Raw genomic sequence first — 24926 nt, 5'->3', positions numbered from 1 at the left:
TTTTTAAAAATGTTGTTGCAAATATCAGATTTATTAGGTATACTAATCCTTGCTGTGACATGATAGCAATGAAACGAGAAGTTGCTGCGAAGCGAAAGCTAAGCAGGTTATTCCGTGGAGCGAATGTCAAAAACCGATACAACCCATCGGTTTCAACAAAATGGCGACAAGTCACTGTACAGAATATCATCTGTTAATTATACAGAAATGACCGCGAGAGTAATTATGAGCATGATAGTTCATGATACACGCGGGGGAGTGTACAGTCACCGCTTGTCGTACTTAAGTTCTGAAGTGCGAAAAGGAGGCGACTTTTTTATTATGGCAAATCAGGTAATGAGAATTACATTGAAGGCATATGATCATCAGTTAATTGATCAGTCAGCTAAGAAGATTATCGAGACAGTAAAGAAGACGGGAGCTCAGGTGAGCGGACCGGTACCTCTTCCAACAAAGAAGGAAGTTGTTACAATTCTTAGAGCTGTTCATAAGTATAAGGATTCAAGAGAGCAGTTCGAGCAGAGAACTCATAAGAGACTTATCGATATCCTCACACCATCACAGAAGACTGTTGATGCGCTCTCTAAGTTAGAGATGCCTGCTGGTGTATACATCAATATCAAGATGAAGTAATTCAAACCATAACAGTTGCATTGATGTATGGGTTGACGCATCGGGTAAGACAACGAGGTTGAATTTTTTCATAAACTAAGTAGTAATCCTGAAGGGTTTAATATAGAAGCAACACAAACCGCAGTGGTGAAGGTTCCACTTATATTTAACTGTTCTAGGATGATGAGATGCGCTTACGCAACAAGGTTTACCGGGTTCGTAATCATCTTATCCGCTGTAGATTAAACAGGAGGAAAGATTTAATGAAGAAGGCAATTTTAGCTACAAAAGTCGGAATGACTCAAATCTTCAATGAAGACGGTGTTTTAACACCTGTAACTGTTCTTCAGGCTGGCCCTTGTGTAGTAACACAAGTAAAGACGCTTGAGAACGACGGTTACGAAGCAGTTCAGGTTGGTTTCGCAGACAAGAGAGAAAAGCTTGTTAACAAGCCAATGAAGGGACACTTTGACAAGGCTGGTGTTTCTTACAAGAGATTTGTAAGAGAGTTCAGATTCGAGAATGCCAGCGAGTATAATGTTAAGGACGAGATCAAGGCAGATATCTTCGCAGCAGGCGATAAGATCGATGCTACAGCCATTTCAAAAGGTAAGGGCTTCCAGGGCGCTATTAAGAGACATGGACAGTCAAGAGGACCTATGGCTCACGGTTCTAAGTTCCATAGACATCAGGGTTCTAATGGATCAGCAACAACACCTGGTAGAGTATTCAAGGGCAAGGGAATGCCTGGTCAGATGGGAGCAAAGAGAATCACAATCCAGAATCTCGAAGTTGTGAGAGTTGATGCCGAGAACAATATCATCTTAGTTAAGGGTGCAGTACCTGGACCTAAGAAATCATTAGTAACACTGAAAGAGACAGTAAAGACTGATAAGTAATCTTTACTAGGGAAGGAGGACCACACAGATGGCAAACGTATCTGTTTATAATATTGAAGGCAAAGAAGTTGGCTCATTAGAATTGAACGATGCAATCTTCGGTGTAGAGATCAATGAGCATCTCGTACACATGGCCGTTGTACAGCAGCTTGCTAACAACCGTCAGGGTACACAGAAGGCAAAGACACGTTCAGAGGTTTCCGGTGGTGGTAGAAAGCCTTGGAGACAGAAGGGAACAGGCCACGCTAGACAGGGTTCAACAAGAGCTCCACAGTGGACTGGCGGTGGTGTTGTATTTGCACCAACTCCTAGAGATTATTCATTCAAGATGAATAAGAAGGAGAAGAGAGCTGCCCTTAAGTCAGCACTTACTTCTAGAGTAGTAGATAGCAAGATCGTTGTTCTTGATGAGATCAAGTTCAATGAGATTAAGACAAAGAATTTTGCAAATGTTATGAAGAACCTTAAGCTTGATAAGGCACTTATGGTTATCGGAGATAACGATGCAAACGTAATTCTTTCAGCTCGTAACATTCCTGATGTTAAGGTTTCACAGCCTAACACAATTAACGTATATGACATTCTTAAGTATGACACACTTGTTGTTACTAAGGATGCAGTTGCAAAAATCGAGGAGGTATACGCATAATGGCAGACATTAAGTACTATGATGTAATCCTCAAGCCAGTTATCACTGAGAAGTCAATGGCTGACATGGCTGACAAGAAGTATACATTTCTTGTTCATACAGATGCTACAAAGTCTCAGATTAAGGAAGCTGTAGAGAAGATGTTCGCAGGAACAAAGGTAGCTAAGGTTAATACAATGAACCGCGACGGCAAGAAGAAGAGACGCGGAATGGTTGTTGGTAAGACAGCAGCTACAAAGAAGGCTATCGTACAGCTTACAGAGGACAGCAAGGATATCGAGGTATTCGAGGGTCTTTAATTAGCACAACAGTGTAGAAAACAATATTACACAACATGTTTAGAACATGAAAGGAGTTAAGAAAATGGGAATCAAAACATATAATCCCTATACACCTTCCAGAAGAAATATGACTGGTTCAGATTTCTCAGAGATTACAAAGTCAACTCCAGAGAAGTCACTTCTTGTTTCACTCAGCAAGAATTCAGGTCGTAACAATCAGGGTAAGATAACAGTCAGACACCGTGGCGGTGGAAACAGAAAGAAATATAGATTAATCGATTTCAAGAGAAATAAGGAAGGCGTTCCTGCAAAGGTTATCGGAATTGAGTACGATCCTAACAGAACAGCTAACATCGCACTTATCTGCTACGCAGATGGCGAGAAGTCATACATCCTTGCTCCTGAAGGACTTACAGATGGCATGACAGTAATGAATGGACCTAAGGCAGAAGTAAGAGTAGGTAACTGCTTACCACTTTCTGAGATTCCGGTAGGTACACAGATTCACAATATTGAGCTTTATCCTGGTAAGGGTGGTCAGCTTGTTCGTTCAGCTGGTAACTCAGCTCAGCTTATGGCTAAGGAAGGCAAGTATGCAACACTCAGACTTCCATCAGGCGAGATGAGAATGGTTCCTGTAATCTGCCGCGCAACAATCGGCGTTGTAGGTAACGGAGACCACAGCCTTATTAATCTTGGTAAAGCCGGACGTAAGCGTCACATGGGTATTCGTCCTACAGTTCGTGGTTCTGTTATGAACCCTAATGACCATCCACACGGTGGTGGTGAAGGACGTGCACCAGTTGGTCGTCCAGGCCCAATGACACCTTGGGGCAAGCCTGCTCTTGGTCTTAAGACTCGTAAGAAGAACAAGCAGTCTAACAAGATGATCATCAGAAGACGTAACGGTAAGGCAATCAAGTAATTTAACAGGATTTTAAGGAGGTTAGAACCTATGGCTCGTTCACTTAAAAAAGGACCATTTGCGGATGAGAGCTTATTAAAGAAGATTGATGCCCTTAACGCTGCTAACGATAAGCAGGTTGTTAAGACATGGTCAAGACGCTCAACAATTTTCCCATCAATGGTTGGACATACAATCGCAGTTCATGACGGCAGAAAGCATGTGCCTGTATATGTTACAGAGGACATGGTTGGTCACAAGCTCGGTGAGTTCGTTGCAACAAGAACTTACAGAGGACATGGCAAAGACGAAAAGAAGACAAGATAATATTTGTTGAAAGGAGGTTCACTCATGGCTAGCGGACATAGATCAAAGATCAAGAGAGAAAGAAACGCTGTTAAGGATACAAGACCTTCAGCTAAGTTATCATATGCCAGAGTATCAGTACAGAAGGCATGTTTCGTATTAGATGCAATCAGAGGTAAGGACGTTGCTACAGCACTTGGTATCGTAACTTACAACCCAAGATATGCTTCATCATTAATAAAGAAGTTATTGGAATCAGCTATCGCTAACGCTGAGAACAACAATGGAATGGATCCTTCAAAGCTCTATATTGAAGAGTGCTACGCAAACAAGGGACCTACAATGAAGAGAATTCATCCAAGAGCACAGGGTAGGGCTTACAGAATCGAGAAGAGAATGAGCCACATCACAATCGTGCTTAATGAAAGATAATGAAAGGAGTATCATATGGGACAGAAAGTTAATCCACATGGCTTAAGAGTCGGTGTTATTAAGGACTGGGACTCAAAGTGGTATGCAGAAGATAATTTTGCAGATAACCTCGTTGAAGATTATAATATAAGAAAGTTTCTTAAGAAGAGACTTTACAGCGCAGGCATTTCAAGAATAGAGATGGAGCGTACAACAGACAGACTTAAGATTATCATTCACACAGCAAAGCCTGGTATCGTAATCGGTAAGGGTGGAGCAGAGATTGAGAACCTTAAGAAGGACGTTCAGAAGTTAACAGATAAGAAGCTTTCAATCGATATTAAGGAAGTTAAGAGACCAGACAAGGATGCTCAGCTTGTAGCTGAAAATATTGCACAGCAGCTTGAGAATCGTATCTCATTCAGAAGAGCAATGAAATCTTGCATGGGCAGAACAATGAAGGCAGGAGCTAAGGGTATCAAGACATCTTGCTCAGGCCGTCTCGGTGGAGCAGATATGGCTCGTACTGAGTTCTATAGCGATGGTACAATTCCACTTCAGACATTACGTGCTGACATCAACTATGGTTTTGCTGAGGCAAACACAACATACGGTAAGGTCGGTGTTAAGGTTTGGATATATGAAGGAGAGGTACTTCCAACAAAAACAGTTAAGGAAGGGAGCGAGCAGTAATGTTACTACCTAAGAGAGTTAAATATCGTAGACAGTTCCGTGGCTCAATGGCCGGTAAGGCAACAAGAGGTAATAAGATCAGCAACGGTGAGTATGGTATCGTTGCAATGGAGCCATGTTGGATCAAATCAAACCAGATAGAAGCAGCCCGTATTGCCATGACACGTTACATTAAGCGTGGTGGTAAGGTATTCATTAAGATTTTCCCTGATAAGCCTGTAACTCAGAAGCCTATCGGTGTTCGTATGGGTAAAGGTAAAGGTAATCTTGAGTATTGGGTAGCAGTCGTTAAACCAGGTCGTGTAATGTTCGAAATCTCAGGCGTTCCTGAAGATGTTGCAAAAGAAGCTTTACGTCTCGCAACACATAAGCTTCCTTGCAAGTGCAAGATCGTTTCACGTGCAGATTTAGAAGGCGGTGATAACAGTGAAAACTAATAAGTATGTAGAAGATTTAAGAACAAAATCAGCTGCAGAATTGAATGATGAATTAGTAGCTGCTAAGAAGGAACTTTTTAACCTCAGACTGCAGAATGCAACAAATCAGTTGGAGAACACTGCAAGAATTAAGGAAGTTCGTAGAAATATCGCAAGAATCCAGACAGTTATGGCAGCATCTAAGTAATTGCCGGTAACTGAATGGACAGATTCCCAGAAAGGAGATATTTGTCGTGGAAGAGAGAAATTTAAGAAAAACTCGTACAGGTAGAGTTGTAAGCAATAAGATGGATAAGACAGTCGTTGTTGCAGTAGAAGACCACGTTAAGCATCCACTTTACAAGAAGATTGTAAACAGAACATATAAGCTTAAGGCTCATGATGAGAACAACGAATACATGATCGGTGATGTAGTTAAGGTCATGGAGACAAGACCGCTCTCAAAGGATAAGAGATGGAGAGTTGTAGAGCTCATCAGTAGAGCGAAGTAATATAGAATAATATCGAATATTGCTGAAAGGAGTAATATCATGATTCAACAGGAAACCAGACTTAAGGTTGCCGACAATACAGGCGCCAGAGAAATCCTCTGCATCCGTGTTATGGGTGGTTCAACCAGAAGATATGCAAGCATCGGCGATGTTATCGTTGCTACTGTTAAAGATGCAACACCAGGCGGTGTTGTAAAGAAGGGCGATGTTGTTAAGGCCGTTGTTGTTCGTACTGTTAAGAGTACACGTCGTAAAGACGGTTCCTATATTAAATTTGACGAGAATGCTGCTGTTATCATCAAGGATGATAAGACACCAAGAGGAACACGTATTTTTGGACCAGTGGCAAGAGAGCTGAGAGATAAGCAGTTCATGAAGATTGTTTCTCTTGCTCCGGAAGTATTATAAGGAGGTACCGAGAGAATGTCAGCTGTCAGAATTAAGAAGAACGATCTCGTAAGAGTAATCGCAGGTAAGGATAAGGATAAGGAAGGAAAAGTTCTTTCAATTGATGCCAAGAAGGGTAAGGTTGTAGTTGAAGGTGTTAACATGATTACAAAGCATGCTAAGCCAAGCGCAGCTAACCAGCAGGGCGGAATCCTCCACCACGAGGCTCCAATCGACATTTCTAACGTTATGTATGTTCATAACGGTAAGACAACAAAGATTGGATACACATTCCAGGATGAGAAGAAGGTTCGTGTAGCAAAGTCAACTGGTGAAGTAATCGATTAATTGAGAGAGGAGGTCAGGAAAATTGAGTAGACTTAAAGATTTATATAATGATCAGATTAAGGATGCTATGGTAAAGAAGTTCGGTTATAAGAACCCTATGGAAGTACCAAAGCTTGATAAGATAGTAATCAATATGGCAATCGGTGAGGCTAAGGAAAACTCAAAGATTCTTGATGTAGCAATGAAGGAGCTTGAGACAATCGCCGGACAGAAGGCGGTTCTCACAAGAGCTAAGAATTCAATCGCTAACTTCAAGATCAGAGAGGGTATGCCTCTTGGATGCAAGGTTACACTTCGTGGAGACAGAATGTACGAGTTCCTTGACAGACTTGTTAACCTTTCACTTCCACGAGTACGTGACTTCAGAGGCGTAAGCGCTGATTCATTTGACGGAAGAGGTAACTATGCACTTGGTATCAAGGAGCAGATCATCTTCCCTGAGATCGAGTATGATAAGATCGACAAGGTTAGAGGTATGGACGTTATCATCGTAACAACAGCAAAGACTGATGAGGAAGCAAGAGAGCTCCTTACACAGTTCAACATGCCTTTTAAGAAGTAATAACAGGAGGGAAATTCAATGGCTAAGACTTCAATGAAGATTAAGCAGCAGAGACCACAGAAGTTCTCTACAAGAGAATATACAAGATGTAGAATCTGTGGCCGTCCACATGCATATTTAAGAAAATACGGAATCTGCAGAATTTGCTTCCGTGAATTAGCTTACAAGGGTCAGATCCCTGGCGTTAAGAAAGCATCTTGGTAATTAGTATAGGAGGTACATTTCAATGACAGATCCAATAGCAGATATGCTTACTAGAATCCGTAATGCCAACACTGCAAAGCATGATACAGTTGATGTTCCTGCATCAAAGATGAAGATCTCAATTGCTGAGATTCTTCTCAAGGAAGGTTATATCAAGAGCTTTGAGCTTGTTGACAACGGTAATTTCAAAGATATCCGTATTACATTAAAGTATGGTAAGGATAAGAACGAGAAGATTATAACAGGACTTAAGAGAATTTCTAAGCCGGGTCTTCGTGTTTACGCAAATAAGGAAGAGCTTCCTAAGGTTCTTAATGGACTTGGAATCGCAATCATTTCAACAAACCAGGGCGTTGTTACCGATAAGGAAGCAAGAAAGCTCAACGTTGGTGGAGAAGTTCTTGCATTTGTTTGGTAATTATAAATCACTCACAATTTTAGGAGGTGCACGGCATGTCACGTATAGGAAGAATGCCTATCGCTGTTCCGGCAGGTGTTACTGTTGAGATAGCAGAAAATAATAAGGTGACTGTAAAGGGTCCTAAGGGAACACTTGAGAGAGTGCTTCCATCAGAGATGGACATTAAGTTAGAGAATGGAGAGGTTGTTGTAACAAGACCTAATGATCTTAAGAAGATGAAGTCACTTCATGGTCTTACAAGAACTCTTATCGCTAATATGGTTACAGGTGTAACAGAAGGTTACGCAAAGACACTTGAGATTAACGGTGTTGGTTACAGAGCTCAGAAGCAGGGTAAGAAGCTTGTTCTTTCACTTGGATACTCACATCCGGTAGAGATGGAAGATCCTGAAGGCCTTGAGTCTGTAGTTGAGGATAACAAGATCACTGTTAAGGGTATTGATAAAGAAAAAGTTGGCCAGTACGCTGCTGAAATCAGAGGCAAGAGAGCTCCAGAGCCATATAAGGGCAAGGGTATCAAGTACGCTGATGAGGTTATTAGACGTAAGGTCGGTAAGACTGGTAAGAAATAATTAAAGGAGTGAACAAAGATGGTTAGTAAGAAGTCAAGAACAGAAGTTCGTGAGAATAAGCATAGAAAATTACGTAATCGTTTCAGCGGTACAGCTGAGAGACCACGTTTAGCTGTGTTTAGAAGCAATAATCATATGTACGCTCAGATTATTGACGATACAGTTGGTAAGACACTCGTTTCAGCATCAACACTTCAGAAGGAAGTTAAGGCTGAGCTCGAGAAAACTAATAACGTTGATGCAGCTGCATACTTAGGTACTGTAATTGCAAAGAGAGCTTTAGAGAAGAATATTACAACTGTTGTCTTTGATAGAGGCGGATTCATATATCAGGGAAAGATCCAGGCTTTAGCTGATGCAGCTAGAGAAGCTGGTCTTGAATTCTAATATTGAAGAAAGGAAACAAACAATATGAAACGTACAATCGTTGATGCTAGTCAGTTAGAGCTTACAGAAAAGGTAGTATCAATCAAGCGTGTAACAAAGGTTGTTAAGGGTGGACGTAACTTCCGCTTTGCAGCACTCGTAGTTGTTGGTGATGGCAATGGTCACGTAGGTGCAGGCGTTGGTAAGTCAATCGAAATTCCTGAAGCTATCCGTAAGGGTAAGGAAGATGCTATGAAGCATCTCGTTACAGTAGCACGTGATGAGAATAATAGTGTTCCACATGATTTTATCGGAAAGTTCGGAAGTGCAAGCGTACTTCTTAAGAAGTCTCCAGAAGGTACCGGTCTTATCGCAGGTGGTCCTGCGCGTGCCGTACTTGAGCTTGCAGGTGTCAAGAATATCCGTACAAAGTCATTAGGCTCAAACAATAAGCAGAACGTAGTTCTTGCTACAATCGAGGGCCTTAGCCAGTTAAAGACACCTGAGGAAGTTGCAAAGCTCCGCGGTAAGTCAGTAGCTGAGTTATATGATTAATTGTTGTGAATTTGGAGGATTAGTAAAATGGCAGATAAGATGTTAAAGATTACTTTAATTAAGTCTCCAATCGGTGCTGTTCCTAAGCATAGAAGAACTGTTGAAGCTATGGGTCTTACAAAGATGCATAAGACAGTTACACTTCCAGACAATGCAGCAACAAGAGGACAGATTCAGCAGATTGGTTACATGTTGAAAGTAGAGGAAATGTAATAATTATTGATTAGAAGGAGGTGCCATAATGGATTTATCAAATTTAAGTCCTGCAGCAGGATCAGTTAAGAGCGATAATTTCAGAAGAGGCCGTGGACATGGTTCAGGTAATGGCAAGACAGCCGGTAAGGGTCATAAGGGTCAGAAGGCTCGTTCAGGAGCTCCAAGACCAGGCTTTGAAGGTGGTCAGATGCCATTGTATAGAAGAATTCCTAAGAGAGGTTTCACATGCAGAAACCACAAGGAAATCGTAGCTATCAATGTCAGCGCACTTGAGAGATTCGAAAACGGTACTGAGGTTACTATTGCAGCATTAGTTGAGTCAGGTTTAGTAAGCAATCCTAAGGATGGCGTTAAGATTCTTGGCAATGGTGAACTTACAAAGAAGCTTAATGTTAAGGTTAACAGCTTCAGTGCAGCAGCTAAGGAAAAGATCGAAGCACTTGGCGGAACATGTGAGGTGTGCTAATGCTCAAAACACTCTGTAATGCATTAAAGATTAAGGAAATCAGAAACAAACTTCTTTATACATTTGCAATGATTGTCATCATGAGAATCGGTAGCTTAGTACCGATTCCGGGTGTCGACACAGAGTATTTTAGTACACTTTTGAACAAGGTTGAGGATTTAAGCCTTCTCGATGCATTTACCGGCGGTTCTTTTGAGAGAATGTCGGTATTTGCACTGAGTATAACTCCTTATATTACATCATCCATTATCATCCAGCTTCTCACAATTGCAATTCCTAAGTTAGAGGAGATGCAGAAAGAGGGCGAAGATGGAAGAAGAAAGATGGCAGCCATTACAAGATATGTGACTGTTGGTCTTGCCCTTATACAGAGTATCGCCATGGCAGTTGGCTTTGGTAAGCAGGGGCTTATTGCCGGCTATAAGGGAATGAGTACAGTTCACTATGTTGCAAGCATTATAGTTGTTATTGCAACACTGACTGCAGGTTCAGCAATTCTTATGTGGATTGGTGAAAGAATCACTGAAAATGGCGTAGGCAATGGTATATCAATCGTACTTCTTGTCAATATCATTTCCAGCATTCCGGAAGATATGGTAGTGCTTTTTGAGCAGTTCGTTAAGCCGCAGAGCATCGCTAAGGGTGTTCTTGCCGCTGCAATCATATTAGCAATCCTTGTTGCCCTGGTAGCATTCATATGCTTCCTCCAGGACGGCGAGAGAAGAATTGAAGTTCGCTATGCCAATAAGATCAACGGCGCAGGTAAGCTTCCTTATCAGGGTGGCCGTACAACGAACATTCCGCTTAAGGTCAATACCGCAGGCGTTATGCCAATTATCTTTGCATCATCACTGATGCAGTTCCCGGTAATCCTTGTTCAGCTGTTTTCAACTAAGCAGCATGAGTGGACTAGATACTTAAGCTCATCATATTGGTGCAGAACGTCTGATTGGAAGTATTCAATCGGATTGCTTGTATACCTTATACTGATTGTAGTATTTGCATATTTCTATACATCTATTACATTCAACCCGCTTGAGATTGCCAATAATCTTAGAAGGCAGAGCGGTGTTATTCCGGGAATTAATCCGGGTAAGCCTACAAGCGATTATCTGAACAGGGTATTGAATTATATTGTACTTATCGGTGCAGTTTTCCTTATGGTAGTTGCACTGGTTCCAATCCTTTGCTCAGGTCTGTTCAATGCAAGCGTGTCATTCGGTGGAACATCAATCATAATCATAGTTGGTGTAGTACTTGAGACAGCTAAGCAGATCGAGTCAATGATGGCTAAGAGATATTACAAAGGATTTTTGTCAGATTAATATATTTGAACATAGACAGGCGGATAACGTATGCGTGAAGATTATATTTTCGCGCATGCGTTATAACGCTATTTAAGAACAGGTGGTGTCATATGAAGATTATTATGTTAGGTGCGCCAGGCGCAGGTAAGGGAACACAGGCTAAAAGAATCGCTGAGAAGTATTCAATTCCACACATCTCAACAGGTGATATCTTCAGGGCCAACATAAAGAACGGAACAGAACTTGGAAAGAAAGCCAAGACATACATGGATAAGGGTGAGCTTGTTCCGGATTCACTCGTTGTAGACTTGGTTATAGATAGATTTAAGGAGCCGGATTGTGCTAACGGTTATGTACTTGACGGTTTCCCACGTACAATACCTCAGGCAGAGGCTCTTGACGAGGCTCTTAAGGCAATTGGTGAGAAGGTTGATTACGCAATTAACGTAGAAGTGCCTGATGAGAATATCATCAACCGTATGTCAGGCAGACGTGCATGTGTAGGATGTGGTGCAACATACCATATCAAGTATAACCCTACCAAGGTTGAGGGTATATGTGATGCATGCGGCGAGAAGCTTATACTTCGTGATGACGACAAGCCTGAGACAGTCAAGAACAGACTTGATGTATATCACAAGCAGACACAGCCACTTATTGATTACTATGCTAAGCAGGGAATCATGAAAGAGGTTGATGGAACTGTTGATATGGACGAAGTATTTAACTCAATAGTTAAGATACTTGGTTAATCCCGGGTATATTATATAAGAGGATAGATATGTCAGTATCAGTAAAGTCACAAAGAGAGATAGAGTTAATGCGCGAGGCGGGAAGAATTCTTGCCATCGTGCATGAAGAACTCGCTAAGATAATTGAACCGGGGATTACGACAAAGCACATAGATCAGGTCGGATACGACATTATCAAGAGCTATGGCTGTGAACCCTCCTTTCTGAATTATGAAGGTTATCCTGCATCAATATGTGTATCTGTTAATGACGAAGTCGTTCACGGTATACCAGACAGGAAGCATGTCCTGCATGAAGGTGATATAGTAAGCCTTGATGCCGGTGTTATATATAAAGGATATCACTCAGATGCTGCAAGAACACATGGTGTTGGCGAGATAAGCAAAGAGGCGCAGCAGCTTATTGATGTTACAAGACACAGCTTCTTTGAAGGAATTAAGAAAGCAGTTAACGGAGGACATCTCTTTGAGATATCCAATGCTATAGCAGACTATGTAGAGCCTTACGGCTATGGCATAGTACGGGAGCTTGTAGGTCACGGAGTAGGCAGCAATCTTCACGAGGATCCTCAGGTGCCTAATTTCAGACAGCCACACAGAGGCATGAAGCTTGTAAGCGGAATGACGCTTGCTGTTGAGCCTATGATTAACATAGGAACGGAGAATGTCAAATGGATGGATGACGGCTGGACAGTACTTACCGCAGACCATTCACTTTCAGCCCATTATGAGAATACAATTCTTATAACAGACAACGGACCTGAGATATTATCTCTTTCCAAAGAAGAAGCAGCAAAGTATTTATAAAGCAGCGCAGGAGTAACAGTTATGATTGAACGCTTTAAAAAAGGATATTTTGCGAGGTCGAAGGCCGGGCATGACAAAGATACCCTGTATGTTATACTTGACAGGGACGACAGATTCGTGTATCTTTCTGACGGGAGACTTAAAGAAGTAAGCAATCCCAAGAAAAAGAAAGAGAAACATCTTCAGTTTATTGCATCGCAGGCAGAAGAAATTGCAGCAAAGCTGGATTCGGGACTGGAGATAACGAATGAAGATGTAAGAAGAAGCCTGAAGTTATATAATCAGAATAATCAATAATCAGTTTTATGAGGAGGATTTAAATGTCAAAATCAGATGTAATCGAAATCGAAGGTAAGGTAGTTGAGAAGCTTCCTAATGCAATGTTCCAGGTTGAGCTTGAGAATGGCCATCAGGTACTTGCACATATCAGTGGAAAGCTCCGTATGAATTTTATCCGAATCCTTCCTGGTGATAAGGTAACAATTGAGCTCTCACCATATGACCTTACTAAGGGCAGAATTATCTGGAGAGATAAGTAAGCACAGACAGTAATATTTTTAAAAATATTTTTATATATTTGTAAATTTATTCTTGCTATTCACATTTTATATGTGATATAATAACAAACGTACTTTTTTGAAAGGAGGCTTTGGCAATGAAGGTTAGATCATCAGTTAAACCAATTTGCGAGAAATGCAAAGTCATCAAAAGAAAGGGAAGTATCAGAATTATCTGTGAGAACCCTAAGCACAAGCAGAGACAGGGCTAATATGTCTAAAGGATAATACCGAGTCCTTTATCGCAGGAAAGATGCTATCTTCCTGTCTTTTTGCATGTACATGCCTTATGGCATGAACCGGGAAGTGGATATCACATCCCAACAATAGTTTTGCGGCTGCAGTGATGATACGGCAGGCAACGTTGTATAACGCCGCCGGGCACGGATTATTACTATTATATATAATGACGGTTTAGTGCTGCGCACACATTTCAGGCGTCACAAGTGACGAGCTGCGTACGTGTTATCCGATCATAAGTGAAGAATGAATAAGAATATTAACGGAGGTATAATAAGCACATGGCTCGTATTGCAGGTGTAGACTTACCAAGAGAAAAACGTGTTGAAATTGGTCTTACTTATATCTATGGAATAGGTAGAGTAACATCAAATCGTATCCTCGCAGAGGCTCAGGTTAATCCTGATACTCGCGTTAGAGATTTAACAGACGAAGAAGTAGCAAAGATTCGTGACGTAATTGAGAATGACAACATCCTTGTTGAAGGTGATCTCAGAAGAGACATCGCTATGAACATCAAGAGACTTAAGGAAATCGGATGCTACCGTGGAATCCGTCATAGAAAGGGACTCCCATGCAGAGGTCAGAAGACTAAGACTAACGCAAGAACTTGCAAGGGTCCTAAGAAGACAGTAGCTAATAAGAAGAAGTAATTGATAATATAATCAATCTTTAAGTCAAAATTATCAGGAGGTTTGTTTAACAATGGCTCAGAAAGTTACAAAAAAAGTGACAAAGAAGCGTGTTAAGAAGAATGTTGAGCACGGACAGGCACACATTCAGTCATCTTTTAACAATACAATCGTTACATTGACAGACGCAGAAGGTAATGCTCTTTCATGGGCAAGTGCCGGCGGACTTGGATTCAGAGGCTCTAAGAAGTCAACTCCATATGCTGCACAGATGGCAGCAGAGACAGCTACAAAGGCTGCTCTTATTCATGGACTTAAGTCAGTAGATGTTATGGTAAAGGGACCGGGCTCAGGCAGAGAGGCAGCAATCCGCGCACTTTCAGCAGCAGGTCTTACAGTAACAAGCATTAAGGACGTTACACCAGTTCCACACAACGGATGCCGTCCACCAAAGCGTAGAAGAGTCTAATTAGGAGGTTAGGATAAGATGGCAGTTAATAGAGTTCCTGTTCTTAAGAGATGCAGATCATTAGATCTTGATCCAATATATTTAGGTGTAGATAAGAAGTCTAAGAGAAAGGCTAAGAACGCTGGAAGAAAGATCAGCGAGTATGGTCTTCAGCTTAGAGAGAAGCAGAAGGCAAAGTTCATCTATGGTGTACTTGAGAAGCCTTTCCGCAACTACTATAAGAAGGCAGAGAAGATGTCAGGCCAGTCAGGTGAGAACCTTATGATCTTACTTGAGCTCAGACTTGACAACGTTATTTTCAGAATGGGCTTTGCAAGAACAAGAAAGGAAGCCAGACAGATCGTAGATCACAAGCATGTTCTTGTTAACGGCAAGCGCGTAAACATCCCATCATACCTTGTTAAGGCTGGTGATGTTATCGAAATCAGAGAGAAGTCAAAGGGCTCAGAGAGATATAAGCAGATCCTTGATGCTACAAGCGGAAGAGTAGTTCCAGAGTGGCTTGAGGCTGATGCAGAAGCTCTTAAGGGTTCAGTAAAGGCAGTCCCAACAAGAGATATCATTGATGTCCCTGTTAACGAGATGCTTATCGTCGAGTTGTATTCTAAGTAATACCAATTAATAAGGAGGGCTAAATAGTGTTCGATTTTCAGAAACCTAAAATTGAGATTGCAACAATCTCTGATGACAAAAAGTACGGAAGATTTGTTGTAGAACCACTTGAAAGAGGTTATGGCACAACACTTGGTAATTCATTAAGAAGAATCATGTTGTCTTCATTACCGGGCGCTGCAGTTAGTCAGGTAAAGATCGAAGGCGTGTTGCACGAATTCAGTTCAATTCCGGGTGTTAAGGAAGATGTAACCGAAATCATCATGAACATCAAGAATTTAGCTATCAAGAACAACAGCGACTCAGACGAACCTAAGACAGCATACATCGAGTTTGAAGGTGAGGGTGTTGTTAAGGCATCTGATATTCAGACTGATGGAGATATTGAGATTATTAATCCTGACCTTGTCATCGCACATCTTAACGGCGGTGATGGTTGTAAGCTCTCTATGGAGCTTACAATCACAAAGGGCAGAGGATATGTAAGTTCAGATAAGAATAAGACAGAGGATACTCCTGTTGGAGTTATCGCTGTAGATTCTATCTACACACCTGTTGAGCGTGTCAATATGGCTGTTCAGAATACCCGTGTTGGTCAGGTTACAGACTATGATAAGCTCACACTTGATGTATATACTAATGGCACACTTGCTCCGGACGAGGCTGTAAGCCTTGCTGCCAAGGTACTCAGCGAACACCTTAACCTGTTCATTGATCTTTCAGAGAACGCTAAGACAGCTGAGATAATGGTTGAAGAGAGCACAGATGAGCATGAGAAGGTTCTTGAGATGACAATAGATGAACTTGAGCTTTCAGTTCGTTCATACAACTGTCTTAAGAGAGCCGGTATCAATACGGTTGAAGAACTTTGCAATAAGACACCTGATGACATGATGAAGGTTCGTAACCTTGGTCGCAAGTCACTTGAGGAAGTTCTTGCAAAGCTTAAGGAGCTTGGCTTACAGCTCAGCCCTAACGAAGACTGATACCGATTGATTATTAAGAAGTAGTGTTACGCGCAGACCAGTAAGTCCAAAGAAGCATGGTACTGCGTGTTTCCATAATAACAAGTAACCAGTAAGTCCAAAGAAGCGTGGTTACGGCATTCGGTGCTTGCCGGTACCGTATGTTGCCGCATAAGCGGAGAAGGAGGATATCAATGGCAAAGTATAGAAAGCTTGGAAGAACATCAAGCCAGAGAAAGGCTTTATTAAGAAGCCAGGTTACAGCACTTATCAACAATGGTAAGATTGTTACAACTGAGGCAAGAGCTAAGGAAGTAAGAAAGATTGCTGAGCACCTTATCACACTCGCTGTTAAGGAGAAGGATAACTTCGAGGAAGTAACAGTTACAGCTAAGGTTCCTAAGAAGGACGCTGAAGGCAAGAGAGTTAAGGAAGTTGTTGATGGCAAGAAGGTTACAGTATATGAGTCAGTAGAGAAGACAATCAAGAAGGATAAGCCTTCACGTCTTCATGCAAGACATCTTATGCTTAAGGAGCTTTACACAGTAACTGAGGTTCCTACAGAGGCAGCCGGACGCAAGAAGAATACAAAGGAAGTTGATCTTGTTGCAAAGCTTTTCGATGAGATCGCACCTAAGTATGTAGATCGCAAGGGTGGTTATACAAGAATCATTAAGATCGGACCACGTAAGGGCGATGCTGCAATGGAAGTTGTACTTGAGTTAGTATAATAATTGTACATGATAAAGGTGGGGCACAACGGTGTATGCTGTTGTGCCTTTGCCATACCATGGGAAGGAATATGCATGAGCCTTAAAAATCATGAGGATATAATAGTAGCTGAGAACGTAACATTTGAATATTACAGACGCGACGAAGAGGGCAATGTTGAAGGAATCACAACCGCTGTGGACAATGTAAGTCTCACAATGCAGAAGGGTGATTTTATTGCCGTGCTTGGACATAACGGTTCGGGGAAGTCAACATTTGCAAAGCATATCAATGCACTCCTGTATCCTACGGAGGGAACACTGTATGTTGACGGAATTGATACCTCTGACGAGGAGCGTCTTTTAGATATAAGACAGAGTGCCGGAATGGTCTTTCAGAATCCGGACAATCAGATTGTATGTACACTTGTAGATGAGGAGGTAGCATTTGGACCCGAGAATATAGGTGTACCATCAGAAGAGATATGGGAACGTGTGGAAAAGAGCCTTAAGGCGGTCGGAATGTACGAATACCGCAACGCTTCACCTAATAAGCTCTCAGGCGGACAGAAGCAGAGAATAGCCATTGCAGGTATTGTGGCAATGAAACCGAAGTGTATAGTCCTTGATGAGCCGACGGCGATGCTTGACCCACACGGACGCAAGGATGTAATGAAAGTCCTTCATGAGCTTAACAGGCGTGAAGGAGTGACTATAATACTTATAACACATTACATGGATGAGGTAATAGATGCAGACAAGGTCTTTGTAATGGATGACGGTAAGCTTGTGATGCAGGGAAAGCCAAGGGAGATATTCTCACAGGTAGACAGGCTTAAGGAGCTGAGGCTTGATGTGCCGCAGGTTACAGAGCTTGCATATGAGCTTAAGAAGTCAGGACTTGACATGCCTGACGGGATACTTACACACGAAGAGTTCAGGGATGCTCTTAAGAAGTGCATGGCTGATGCCGGAGCACCAAAGAACGGAGGTGCAAAGTAATGGCACTGATACTTGATAAGGTTAATTATACATATGAGGCAGGTTCGGGTTTTGAAAAGCATGCTCTTAAGGATGTAAGCTGTGCAATCGACAAAGGTGAATTTATAGGACTTATAGGACATACAGGTTCGGGCAAATCAACGCTCATACAGCATATGAACGGCATTATAAAGGCAACAAGCGGCAACATTTTCTTTGACGGCGAAGACATTTACGATAAAGATTATGACATGCGTAAGCTCCGTAACAAGGTAGGACTTGTGTTCCAGTATCCGGAGCATCAGTTGTTTGAGACGGACATATTCAAGGATGTGTGCTTCGGACCGCGTAATCAGGGACTTTCCGAGAAGGATGTGCAGCTCAGGGCATTCGAGGCACTGCGCCTTGTAGGACTTGAGGAGAATCTTTATTACCAGTCACCGTTTGACCTGTCGGGAGGCCAGAAGAGGCGTGCGGCGATAGCGGGTGTGCTTGCAATGAGACCTGATTATCTGATTCTTGATGAGCCTACAGCGGGACTTGACCCAAAGGGGCGCGACGAGATACTCGGACATATAAGAAAGCTTCATGATGAGACAGGGATTGCAGTAATTCTTGTATCCCACAGCATGGAGGATGTTGCACGTTATGTTGACAGAATCATGGTCATGAATCAGGGACAGCTTATATATGACGATAAGCCGCGCAATGTATTTGCACATTACAAAGAGCTTGAGCGGGTAGGACTTGCTGCACCGGACGTAACATATATAATGAATGAACTGCGTGGCGCAGGACTTGACGTAGATACTGATGCGATTACGATAGAGGAAGCTAAGGAGAGTATTCTGAGGCTTTATAAAGGGATTAAGACATGTTAAAAGATATTACTATTGGACAATATTACCAGACACAGTCTCCGATACATAAGCTCGACCCAAGAGTTAAGCTTGTGGGAACGATGGTATTTCTTATATCATTGTTCCTCGGACGCAATATCATTATGTACGTTATCGCCACACTGTTTCTGGCAGCCATGATTAAGATATCCAACGTACCATTCAAGTTCATGGTAAGAGGACTTAAGAGTATTGTGTTCATTGCTATATTCAGTGCAGTGTTTAACCTGTTTCTCACGGACGGAGAGCCTATAGTGCAGTTCTGGATATTCCGTCTTACATGGGAAGGCGTGGAGATGGCATCATTTATGGTTATAAGGCTTATTTATCTTATAATCGGTTCATCACTTATGACGCTTACAACAACGCCTAATGACCTTACAGACGGGCTTGAAAAAGGACTTGGATTCCTTAATAAGGTAAGAGTTCCCGTGCATGAGATAGCAATGATGATGTCGATTGCGTTGAGATTTATACCGATTCTTATAGAAGAGACAGATAAGATAATGAAGGCGCAGATGGCAAGAGGCGCTGATTTTGAGCATGGCAGCCTTATGCAGCGTGCCAAGGCAATGATACCGATTCTTGTGCCGTTGTTCGTGTCGGCATTCAGACGCGCCAATGAGCTTGCAACAGCGATGGAAGCACGCTGCTATCATGGTGGTGAAGGAAGAACCAAGATGCGCCCGCTTAAGTACAAGGCATGTGACCACAGGGCATATCTGGTGCTTGCACTGTACCTTGCGCTTATGATTGCCATACGTGTGCTGAGAGGCGGAGCACTGATATGAGACGTATAAAGCTTATAGTTGCATATGACGGAACCAAATACAGCGGATGGCAGGTGCAGAATAATGCTGATACGATTGAAGGAAGGCTTAATGCTGCGCTCAGCAGTATATGCGGCGAGAATATCCGGGTTATCGGGGCAAGCCGTACCGATGCAGGTGTACATGCACTTGGAAATATTGCTGTATTTGATACGGAATCGAGAATACCGGCAGAAAAATTTGCCTATGCGCTTAATGCCAGACTGCCGGAAGACATAGTGGTGCAGAAGTCATGCGAGGTGCCACCGGACTATCATCCGAGACATTGCAGTACAATCAAGACATACGAATACCATATACTTAACAGAACCTTCAGACTTCCGCAGATGAGGAATAATACATTTTTCTGTCATTACGCACTTGATTTGGAGACTATGAATGAGGCTGCGCAGTACCTTTTGGGTGAACATGATTTCAAGAGCTTCTGCTCTGTTAATACGCAGGCTGAGACAACGGTGCGTACGATATATTCCATTGAAGTAACCGGACGGAGTCTTAGCAGGGATGTGCCGGACAGTGAGGATGAAGACGGGGGAGAGAAGTTTGACCTTGACAGGGGACGTGAGATTGTAATCCGTGTCAGCGGCAATGGATTCCTTTATAATATGGTGCGTATAATAGCCGGAACACTCATAGATGCAGGCTGTAAGAGACGTACACCGTTAAGCGTCAAAGAGGCACTTGACGGATGCAACAGGGAGCTTGCAGGTCCAACAGCGCCGCCACAGGGACTGACGCTGATTGAGATTAAGCATGTAGGCACGAAACTATGAAACTATGAAAAAAATATTGACATGACAGTCTGTATATTATATAATCTTATGGTGCGCTTGGTATGGGCGTATGAATCTGTAGCAGACATACTTTTATAGTTTTATTGTATTATTTGTATCCAATTAATATATTCAAATAATTATATTCAGTTAGATAGGTGCTTAGCCATTAGCCCCGGATAAGCATTTAATCATAAAAACAACAGTTACTTTTTAAAATTATCAGGAGGAAAACCGATGAAGAGTTTTGTGGCTAGTCCATCAACAATTGAAAGAAAATGGTATGTGGTTGACGCTTCTCAGTATACATTAGGTCGTCTGTCATCTCAGGTGGCAGCAGTTCTTAGAGGAAAGCACAAGCCAACTTATACACCTAATATTGATACAGGCGATTATGTAATCGTTATTAATGCAGATAAGATTAAGGTTACAGGTAAGAAGATGGATCAGAAGATCTATTACAGCCATTCAGATTATGTAGGCGGAATGAAAGAGACTACACTTAAGGAAATGATGGCAAAGAAGCCTGAGAGAGTTATCGAACTTGCAGTTAAGGGTATGCTTCCAAAGGGACCTTTAGGTAGAGAAATGTTCAAGAAGCTTCACGTATACGCAGGCCCAGAGCATGAGCAGGCTGCACAGAAGCCGGAAGTACTGACATTTTAATTAAGGAACGAATAAGGAGGATATAACATTGGCTAGAACAAGCAAAGCTAAGGCAAAGTTCTACGGAACAGGTAGAAGAAAAAGCAGTATTGCTAGAGTATATTTAGTACCTGGTACAGGTAATATCACAATCAATAAGAGAGATATCGAAGATTACTTTGGTCTTGAGACACTTAAGGTTGTTGTACGTCAGCCATTAGTTCTCACAGAGACAACAGACAAGTATGACGTAATCGTTAATGTTCACGGCGGTGGATACACAGGTCAGGCAGGCGCAGTTCGTCACGGTATTTCAAGAGCTCTTCTTGAGGTAGATTCAGAGCAGTATCGTCCACTTCTTAAGAAGGCAGGATACCTCACAAGAGATCCAAGAATGAAGGAGAGAAAGAAGTACGGTCTCAAGGCTGCACGTCGTGCTCCACAGTTCTCAAAGAGATAATCTTTCAAGAACGAAGATATCAAGAAAAGCCCATTTTTCAAGGGTTACAGAAGTTGTGGAATGCCGTCAGATGTGCTGGAATTTACATCGAATGCAACACATATGCAGCAGGTATGCAACAAAGATATTGATATGTATAGGACATTTTTCAGTAGAGATACTGGGGAATGTCCTTTTCTTTGTTTAAATCTTATTAATCGCATCTGCAAGCTCCTTTATATCAAAGTGGGTATACACTTTCTCTGTGAGTGTCATTGCACCTGAGTGCCCCGCAATCTTTTTGATAATCGTCTGGTTAATACCAGCTTCTGCTAACATTGAGATGCATGCGTGTCTGCAGCAATGCGGTGTACGATTAACATCAAATCTTATTGATGATGTGAAAACAGTATATCATAAAGAATTCGATGAGGCATTAGAAGAATATAATAAAAAGCAGACACGACAAGACCGGAAAATCGAAGATTATTTTGAACATGTGGCAGGTAAGGAACAGGATATGGCAGTTGAAATAATAATTCAAATAGGCGACAGGGAGTTCTGGAAGCAATTTGATGATATGAAGTCATATATGAAATTGTCATATCAGATAATTCTGGACGAGCTTAGAAAGAGGCTTCCACAGTTTGTAGTTGCAAATGCTGTGGTTCATCTTGATGAGGATAGCCCGCATATGCACATTGTTGGAGTTCCTGTGGCAGATGGATATAAGAAAGGTTTTAGCAAGCAGGTGTCAAAACGTAAGGTATTCACTAAAGATGTGTTATCAAGAGTGCTGCAGGATGAGCTTCGTGAGGTGGCAAATAAAGAAGTTGATGACTGGTTTGGAGAACAGATAAAAGAAAAGTCGAAAGGTCGAAATCACGATTTATCCGTTGCAGAGTATAAGGTGGCTCAGGAGACAAAGCATTTGACACAATTACAAAAGCAGGTGGAAGAATCGGATAGGGCAGTTAAGGCAAATAAAGCTATTGAAAAAGAATATACGTATAAAAAAGAAAAACTGGAGTCTGATATTTCATGCCTGGAAAGTATGCGGCGGATTACTAAGTCACTATTAGAAATGGATAGTAGAGAATCAAAACAGATATCAATTGAACTTGACGAAAAGAGGTCAGAACTTCAATCGGTAAATGAAGAGTTGGCAAGTGCTATTGAAAAAGCAGAAGATGCTACGATATTACTTGATAGAATCAAGAATTTTGTATCGTCATTCAGATTATTTGCACCTACAATAGAAGAATATGCTAATCAGGTCGAAGCAGATAAGATAATAGAGGCAGGAAACTCATTCCGTGGAATATTGAATGAGCTGGGCAAGCTGCTTGAAGCATTCAAAGAACTGATAAAAGAAGGCTTGTGTTGGTTTCCAAGGCTGATGAGATGGAAAACTTCTAAAGGAGAAGTGGTACCGGTGTTTCTAGAGAAAAGTGATGGTTATTCATATTTGGTGTATGGATATATGAATGTGGAGACTAAGGAATATTACTCAAAAGAGAGTGTTCAATGGGAGATTACGGCAGGTAATCGTACTGGTACAGTTGAACAGATGGATGCTAATGTTGAGGCGATGGCAAGAGATTTGCAGGAAATATTGAGGATAGGAGCGGAGCAGAAGAGATTGTGGGAGGTGTATGGAGAAAGGTAGGGAAAGGCTTACATTTGGTAAAATTAAAATCGGATGAAAGCCTTTTAATAAAAAGAACTTGTGTTCGATTGTACTAGATGATATAATAACAAAAAAGGTTATAAAAATAAACTTAAATATATTATTTATTAGATTTTGATAACAAATATAAGAGTAAATTCTATATAGAGTGAAGTGGTAAACTAATTTTGGACACAGAGGGGTCAATTTCTAGACATAAATGAGTTATAATTCAAACAAGGAATTCTCATATTTAGTCTTAATTGATTTCGTATTTAACAGGAGGGTTACCATGAAATACACTTTAGAACAACGGTTGGACATTGGGCGCCGTATTTATGAAGGCGAACTAACAAGATTTCAAGCAGCTGAGGAGTATGGTATCAATGACAATACGGCTCGCAATTATATGTGGCTATATCGAGATACCAACCATCTTCCACCTAAAAATGTCGGAAGGAAAAGAACAACGTATGTTTCCAAAACTCCACAAACAATCGAAGCAAAACAACCTGATTTTGAATCATATGAAGCTATGACAAAGGAAGAATTAATTCAAGCGCTTATCCAGGCACGTATCACAGAGGCACGATTAAAAAAAGGTTACGAAGTGAAGGGGGATGGTTCGGTAATTCATTACAGCAGCAAGAATATCAAGTGATTTTGGAACTCTCAGGAAAGTTTCCGGTCAATCTTCTTTGTGATGCTATGGGCATCAATAGAAGCAGCTTCTATTATTGGAAGAAGATGCTCAGCAATCCAGCTCCAAGAACAAGGGCATTGATTGAAAATATCCAGTTATTCCAGGAATACCATTTAAAATATCCATCTCATGGATACAGATGGTTAAATGCTAAAATTCGTCTGGATAAAGGAATAGAGATGTCTGCTCCTTATGCACATAAATGTTGCAAGTCTGCTGGTATAAAGAGTAAAGCTAAACATTATAAATACAAGAAACCTGGTGCTCCGTTTAAGATTTTTCCAAATCTTCTTATGTCAGAGATTCAGATTGATGGTCCACTTCAATGTATTGTAAGTGATATGACTGCATTTTGGGTAAAAGGTATCTATTATGAACTTACCTTATATATGGATCTTTGGAATAATGAAATCCTAAGTCATTCTCTATCATCAAAACGTGGTGATCGAATGACTTATATAAGTGGTCTGGAAAATCTCCTTGAAATAAAGAAGCAGCATCCAGAATACCAAATGATTCTTCATTCAGATCAAGGATCCGTCTATGCTTCAAAGGCATACAATGATCTTCTTCCTATGTATGTGGTAAGATCCATGTCCAGAGCTGGAACACCTACTGATAATAGTGCGATGGAATCTATCAACGGATGGATCAAAGCAGAATTATTTATGGATTTTCATGTCACAGGTGAACGACCAGTTTACGAAGAAGTGAATGAATATATAAAATTTTTCAATGAGGAGCGCCCTGCTTATGCGCTCAGTTATCTTACACCGAAACAATACCGTGAGAAATATGCAGTATAATCTGTTCATGAGTTCATACCGTCGGTGAAAGCCGACCAGCGTTTTCGGGAGCGATGTCAAGGATGGCGTACGGCTTGTACAACCTTACGCTGTAACTGAATAATTTTTATAATTTTGTGTCCAAAATATGTTGACTAGTGCAAGAGTAAGGTTGACTTTATGTATATTCTATATTGATATTTAAGTCTAAATTAGGGTGCAAATTAGAGGATGAAAATTAATAGTAAAATAAATGAGGATGTGGTATAATAAAATACTATTGAGAAATGAAATGGATAGTTATATTAGCACTATTTCATAGATTGTGTATTATCTTCAAGTTTGTGAAAAACGATAGATTAATTGAGCATA

Annotated in this window: 42 protein-coding genes; 41 read left to right on the top strand and 1 reads right to left on the bottom strand. The window is 41.3% G+C overall.

The features are described 5' to 3' along the window. Nucleotides 1–321: 321 nt before the first annotated feature. From rpsJ to rpsI, 38 genes are all read left to right on the top strand, one after another. On the top strand, nucleotides 322–633 hold the full coding sequence (rpsJ, locus tag NQ488_12630; GenBank protein ID UWN95382.1) for a 30S ribosomal protein S10: 312 nt from the start codon (nucleotides 322–324) through the stop codon (nucleotides 631–633). Nucleotides 634–875: 242 nt separating this feature from the next. Beyond that, nucleotides 876–1511, top strand: a complete 636-nt coding sequence (gene rplC / locus NQ488_12625; protein ID UWN95381.1) for a 50S ribosomal protein L3 — start codon at nucleotides 876–878, stop codon at nucleotides 1509–1511. Nucleotides 1512–1539: 28 nt separating this feature from the next. Continuing rightward, complete coding sequence (gene rplD, locus NQ488_12620) at nucleotides 1540–2160, top strand: 50S ribosomal protein L4 (protein ID UWN95380.1); 621 nt, start codon at nucleotides 1540–1542, stop codon at nucleotides 2158–2160. Further along, nucleotides 2160–2459, top strand: a complete 300-nt coding sequence (gene rplW, locus NQ488_12615) for a 50S ribosomal protein L23 (protein UWN95379.1) — start codon at nucleotides 2160–2162, stop codon at nucleotides 2457–2459. The genes rplD and rplW overlap by 1 nt, the downstream gene beginning before the upstream one ends. A gap of 64 nt (nucleotides 2460–2523) precedes the next feature. After that, the gene (gene rplB / locus NQ488_12610) at nucleotides 2524–3366 is read left to right on the top strand and encodes a 50S ribosomal protein L2 (GenBank protein UWN95378.1); all 843 of its coding nucleotides are present in this window, start codon (nucleotides 2524–2526) and stop codon (nucleotides 3364–3366) included. Nucleotides 3367–3396: 30 nt separating this feature from the next. Next, nucleotides 3397–3672 (top strand): 30S ribosomal protein S19, encoded by a 276-nt coding sequence (rpsS, locus tag NQ488_12605; protein UWN95377.1) that lies wholly within the window; start codon nucleotides 3397–3399, stop codon nucleotides 3670–3672. A 24-nt stretch (nucleotides 3673–3696) separates the two neighbouring features. Continuing rightward, complete coding sequence (gene rplV, locus NQ488_12600) at nucleotides 3697–4083, top strand: 50S ribosomal protein L22 (protein UWN95376.1); 387 nt, start codon at nucleotides 3697–3699, stop codon at nucleotides 4081–4083. A 15-nt stretch (nucleotides 4084–4098) separates the two neighbouring features. After that, nucleotides 4099–4755 (top strand): 30S ribosomal protein S3, encoded by a 657-nt coding sequence (gene rpsC / locus NQ488_12595; protein ID UWN95375.1) that lies wholly within the window; start codon nucleotides 4099–4101, stop codon nucleotides 4753–4755. After that, nucleotides 4755–5192, top strand: coding sequence for a 50S ribosomal protein L16 (gene rplP, locus NQ488_12590; GenBank protein UWN95374.1), 438 nt, complete (start codon nucleotides 4755–4757; stop codon nucleotides 5190–5192). Before rpsC ends, rplP begins: the two co-directional genes overlap by 1 nt. Beyond that, nucleotides 5182–5379, top strand: coding sequence for a 50S ribosomal protein L29 (rpmC, locus tag NQ488_12585; GenBank protein ID UWN95373.1), 198 nt, complete (start codon nucleotides 5182–5184; stop codon nucleotides 5377–5379). The genes rplP and rpmC overlap by 11 nt, the downstream gene beginning before the upstream one ends. 46 nt (nucleotides 5380–5425) lie before the next feature. Then, nucleotides 5426–5683, top strand: a complete 258-nt coding sequence (gene rpsQ, locus NQ488_12580; GenBank protein ID UWN95372.1) for a 30S ribosomal protein S17 — start codon at nucleotides 5426–5428, stop codon at nucleotides 5681–5683. Between the two features lie 39 nt (nucleotides 5684–5722). Further along, a complete protein-coding gene (rplN, locus tag NQ488_12575; GenBank protein UWN95371.1) occupies nucleotides 5723–6091 on the top strand; it encodes a 50S ribosomal protein L14 in 369 nt (122 codons plus the stop codon). Between the two features lie 15 nt (nucleotides 6092–6106). After that, nucleotides 6107–6418, top strand: coding sequence for a 50S ribosomal protein L24 (gene rplX, locus NQ488_12570; protein UWN95370.1), 312 nt, complete (start codon nucleotides 6107–6109; stop codon nucleotides 6416–6418). A gap of 22 nt (nucleotides 6419–6440) precedes the next feature. Next, nucleotides 6441–6980, top strand: a complete 540-nt coding sequence (rplE, locus tag NQ488_12565; GenBank protein UWN95369.1) for a 50S ribosomal protein L5 — start codon at nucleotides 6441–6443, stop codon at nucleotides 6978–6980. Between the two features lie 18 nt (nucleotides 6981–6998). Then, nucleotides 6999–7184, top strand: a complete 186-nt coding sequence (locus NQ488_12560) for a type Z 30S ribosomal protein S14 (protein UWN95368.1) — start codon at nucleotides 6999–7001, stop codon at nucleotides 7182–7184. Nucleotides 7185–7200: 16 nt separating this feature from the next. Then, the gene (rpsH, locus tag NQ488_12555) at nucleotides 7201–7602 is read left to right on the top strand and encodes a 30S ribosomal protein S8 (GenBank protein UWN97163.1); all 402 of its coding nucleotides are present in this window, start codon (nucleotides 7201–7203) and stop codon (nucleotides 7600–7602) included. A gap of 35 nt (nucleotides 7603–7637) precedes the next feature. Further along, the gene (gene rplF, locus NQ488_12550) at nucleotides 7638–8177 is read left to right on the top strand and encodes a 50S ribosomal protein L6 (GenBank protein ID UWN95367.1); all 540 of its coding nucleotides are present in this window, start codon (nucleotides 7638–7640) and stop codon (nucleotides 8175–8177) included. An 18-nt stretch (nucleotides 8178–8195) separates the two neighbouring features. Then, on the top strand, nucleotides 8196–8564 hold the full coding sequence (gene rplR / locus NQ488_12545) for a 50S ribosomal protein L18 (GenBank protein UWN95366.1): 369 nt from the start codon (nucleotides 8196–8198) through the stop codon (nucleotides 8562–8564). Nucleotides 8565–8588: 24 nt separating this feature from the next. Further along, on the top strand, nucleotides 8589–9098 hold the full coding sequence (gene rpsE, locus NQ488_12540) for a 30S ribosomal protein S5 (protein ID UWN95365.1): 510 nt from the start codon (nucleotides 8589–8591) through the stop codon (nucleotides 9096–9098). 27 nt (nucleotides 9099–9125) lie between these two features. Continuing rightward, the gene (rpmD, locus tag NQ488_12535; protein UWN95364.1) at nucleotides 9126–9311 is read left to right on the top strand and encodes a 50S ribosomal protein L30; all 186 of its coding nucleotides are present in this window, start codon (nucleotides 9126–9128) and stop codon (nucleotides 9309–9311) included. A 28-nt stretch (nucleotides 9312–9339) separates the two neighbouring features. Continuing rightward, complete coding sequence (gene rplO / locus NQ488_12530) at nucleotides 9340–9780, top strand: 50S ribosomal protein L15 (protein UWN95363.1); 441 nt, start codon at nucleotides 9340–9342, stop codon at nucleotides 9778–9780. Continuing rightward, a complete protein-coding gene (gene secY / locus NQ488_12525) occupies nucleotides 9780–11105 on the top strand; it encodes a preprotein translocase subunit SecY (protein UWN95362.1) in 1326 nt (441 codons plus the stop codon). The genes rplO and secY overlap by 1 nt, the downstream gene beginning before the upstream one ends. Nucleotides 11106–11197: 92 nt before the next feature. Continuing rightward, complete coding sequence (locus NQ488_12520) at nucleotides 11198–11839, top strand: adenylate kinase (GenBank protein UWN95361.1); 642 nt, start codon at nucleotides 11198–11200, stop codon at nucleotides 11837–11839. A gap of 29 nt (nucleotides 11840–11868) precedes the next feature. Then, a complete protein-coding gene (gene map, locus NQ488_12515) occupies nucleotides 11869–12645 on the top strand; it encodes a type I methionyl aminopeptidase (protein ID UWN95360.1) in 777 nt (258 codons plus the stop codon). 21 nt (nucleotides 12646–12666) lie between these two features. Beyond that, nucleotides 12667–12942, top strand: a complete 276-nt coding sequence (locus NQ488_12510; GenBank protein UWN95359.1) for a KOW domain-containing RNA-binding protein — start codon at nucleotides 12667–12669, stop codon at nucleotides 12940–12942. A gap of 23 nt (nucleotides 12943–12965) precedes the next feature. Continuing rightward, nucleotides 12966–13184: a translation initiation factor IF-1 gene (gene infA / locus NQ488_12505; protein UWN95358.1), complete on the top strand. Its 219-nt coding sequence runs from the start codon at nucleotides 12966–12968 to the stop codon at nucleotides 13182–13184. Between the two features lie 116 nt (nucleotides 13185–13300). Then, complete coding sequence (gene rpmJ, locus NQ488_12500) at nucleotides 13301–13414, top strand: 50S ribosomal protein L36 (GenBank protein ID UWN95357.1); 114 nt, start codon at nucleotides 13301–13303, stop codon at nucleotides 13412–13414. A 309-nt stretch (nucleotides 13415–13723) separates the two neighbouring features. Then, a complete protein-coding gene (rpsM, locus tag NQ488_12495) occupies nucleotides 13724–14095 on the top strand; it encodes a 30S ribosomal protein S13 (GenBank protein UWN95356.1) in 372 nt (123 codons plus the stop codon). A gap of 52 nt (nucleotides 14096–14147) precedes the next feature. Further along, a complete protein-coding gene (gene rpsK / locus NQ488_12490; GenBank protein UWN95355.1) occupies nucleotides 14148–14543 on the top strand; it encodes a 30S ribosomal protein S11 in 396 nt (131 codons plus the stop codon). Between the two features lie 18 nt (nucleotides 14544–14561). After that, nucleotides 14562–15155 carry a 30S ribosomal protein S4 gene (gene rpsD, locus NQ488_12485; GenBank protein UWN95354.1) on the top strand — a complete coding sequence of 198 codons (594 nt, stop codon included), beginning with the start codon at nucleotides 14562–14564 and terminating at the stop codon, nucleotides 15153–15155. A 26-nt stretch (nucleotides 15156–15181) separates the two neighbouring features. Further along, the gene (locus NQ488_12480; protein ID UWN95353.1) at nucleotides 15182–16141 is read left to right on the top strand and encodes a DNA-directed RNA polymerase subunit alpha; all 960 of its coding nucleotides are present in this window, start codon (nucleotides 15182–15184) and stop codon (nucleotides 16139–16141) included. A 173-nt stretch (nucleotides 16142–16314) separates the two neighbouring features. Beyond that, nucleotides 16315–16851 carry a 50S ribosomal protein L17 gene (locus tag NQ488_12475; GenBank protein UWN95352.1) on the top strand — a complete coding sequence of 179 codons (537 nt, stop codon included), beginning with the start codon at nucleotides 16315–16317 and terminating at the stop codon, nucleotides 16849–16851. A 75-nt stretch (nucleotides 16852–16926) separates the two neighbouring features. Next, entirely contained in the window at nucleotides 16927–17832 is a 906-nt protein-coding gene (locus NQ488_12470) for an energy-coupling factor transporter ATPase (GenBank protein UWN95351.1), read from the top strand. Beyond that, nucleotides 17832–18692: an energy-coupling factor transporter ATPase gene (locus NQ488_12465; protein UWN95350.1), complete on the top strand. Its 861-nt coding sequence runs from the start codon at nucleotides 17832–17834 to the stop codon at nucleotides 18690–18692. The genes NQ488_12470 and NQ488_12465 overlap by 1 nt, the downstream gene beginning before the upstream one ends. Then, entirely contained in the window at nucleotides 18686–19501 is an 816-nt protein-coding gene (locus NQ488_12460) for an energy-coupling factor transporter transmembrane protein EcfT (GenBank protein UWN95349.1), read from the top strand. Before NQ488_12465 ends, NQ488_12460 begins: the two co-directional genes overlap by 7 nt. Continuing rightward, nucleotides 19498–20313 (top strand): tRNA pseudouridine(38-40) synthase TruA, encoded by an 816-nt coding sequence (truA, locus tag NQ488_12455; protein UWN95348.1) that lies wholly within the window; start codon nucleotides 19498–19500, stop codon nucleotides 20311–20313. Before NQ488_12460 ends, truA begins: the two co-directional genes overlap by 4 nt. A 237-nt stretch (nucleotides 20314–20550) precedes the next feature. Next, nucleotides 20551–20979, top strand: a complete 429-nt coding sequence (rplM, locus tag NQ488_12450; GenBank protein UWN95347.1) for a 50S ribosomal protein L13 — start codon at nucleotides 20551–20553, stop codon at nucleotides 20977–20979. 28 nt (nucleotides 20980–21007) lie between these two features. Continuing rightward, entirely contained in the window at nucleotides 21008–21418 is a 411-nt protein-coding gene (gene rpsI / locus NQ488_12445; protein ID UWN95346.1) for a 30S ribosomal protein S9, read from the top strand. A gap of 183 nt (nucleotides 21419–21601) precedes the next feature. Here the strand turns inward: rpsI and NQ488_12440 are convergent, their stop codons facing one another. Next, entirely contained in the window at nucleotides 21602–21736 is a 135-nt protein-coding gene (locus tag NQ488_12440; protein ID UWN95345.1) for a hypothetical protein, read from the bottom strand. A gap of 61 nt (nucleotides 21737–21797) precedes the next feature. On the opposite strand from NQ488_12440, the gene NQ488_12435 reads away from it, so the two are divergent. From NQ488_12435 to NQ488_12425, 3 genes are all read left to right on the top strand, one after another. Beyond that, a complete protein-coding gene (locus NQ488_12435) occupies nucleotides 21798–23066 on the top strand; it encodes a plasmid recombination protein (protein UWN95344.1) in 1269 nt (422 codons plus the stop codon). Between the two features lie 292 nt (nucleotides 23067–23358). Then, entirely contained in the window at nucleotides 23359–23727 is a 369-nt protein-coding gene (locus tag NQ488_12430; protein UWN95343.1) for a hypothetical protein, read from the top strand. Further along, nucleotides 23724–24575 (top strand): IS3 family transposase, encoded by an 852-nt coding sequence (locus NQ488_12425; protein ID UWN95342.1) that lies wholly within the window; start codon nucleotides 23724–23726, stop codon nucleotides 24573–24575. Before NQ488_12430 ends, NQ488_12425 begins: the two co-directional genes overlap by 4 nt. Nucleotides 24576–24926 lie beyond the last annotated feature (351 nt).

It is taken from the genome of [Bacteroides] pectinophilus, assembly GCA_025146925.1.
Classification (GTDB): domain Bacteria; phylum Bacillota; class Clostridia; order Lachnospirales; family Lachnospiraceae; genus Bacteroides_F; species Bacteroides_F pectinophilus.
Note: the sequence above shows the minus strand (reverse complement) of the source record. Positions and strands in the feature narration are given on the sequence as shown.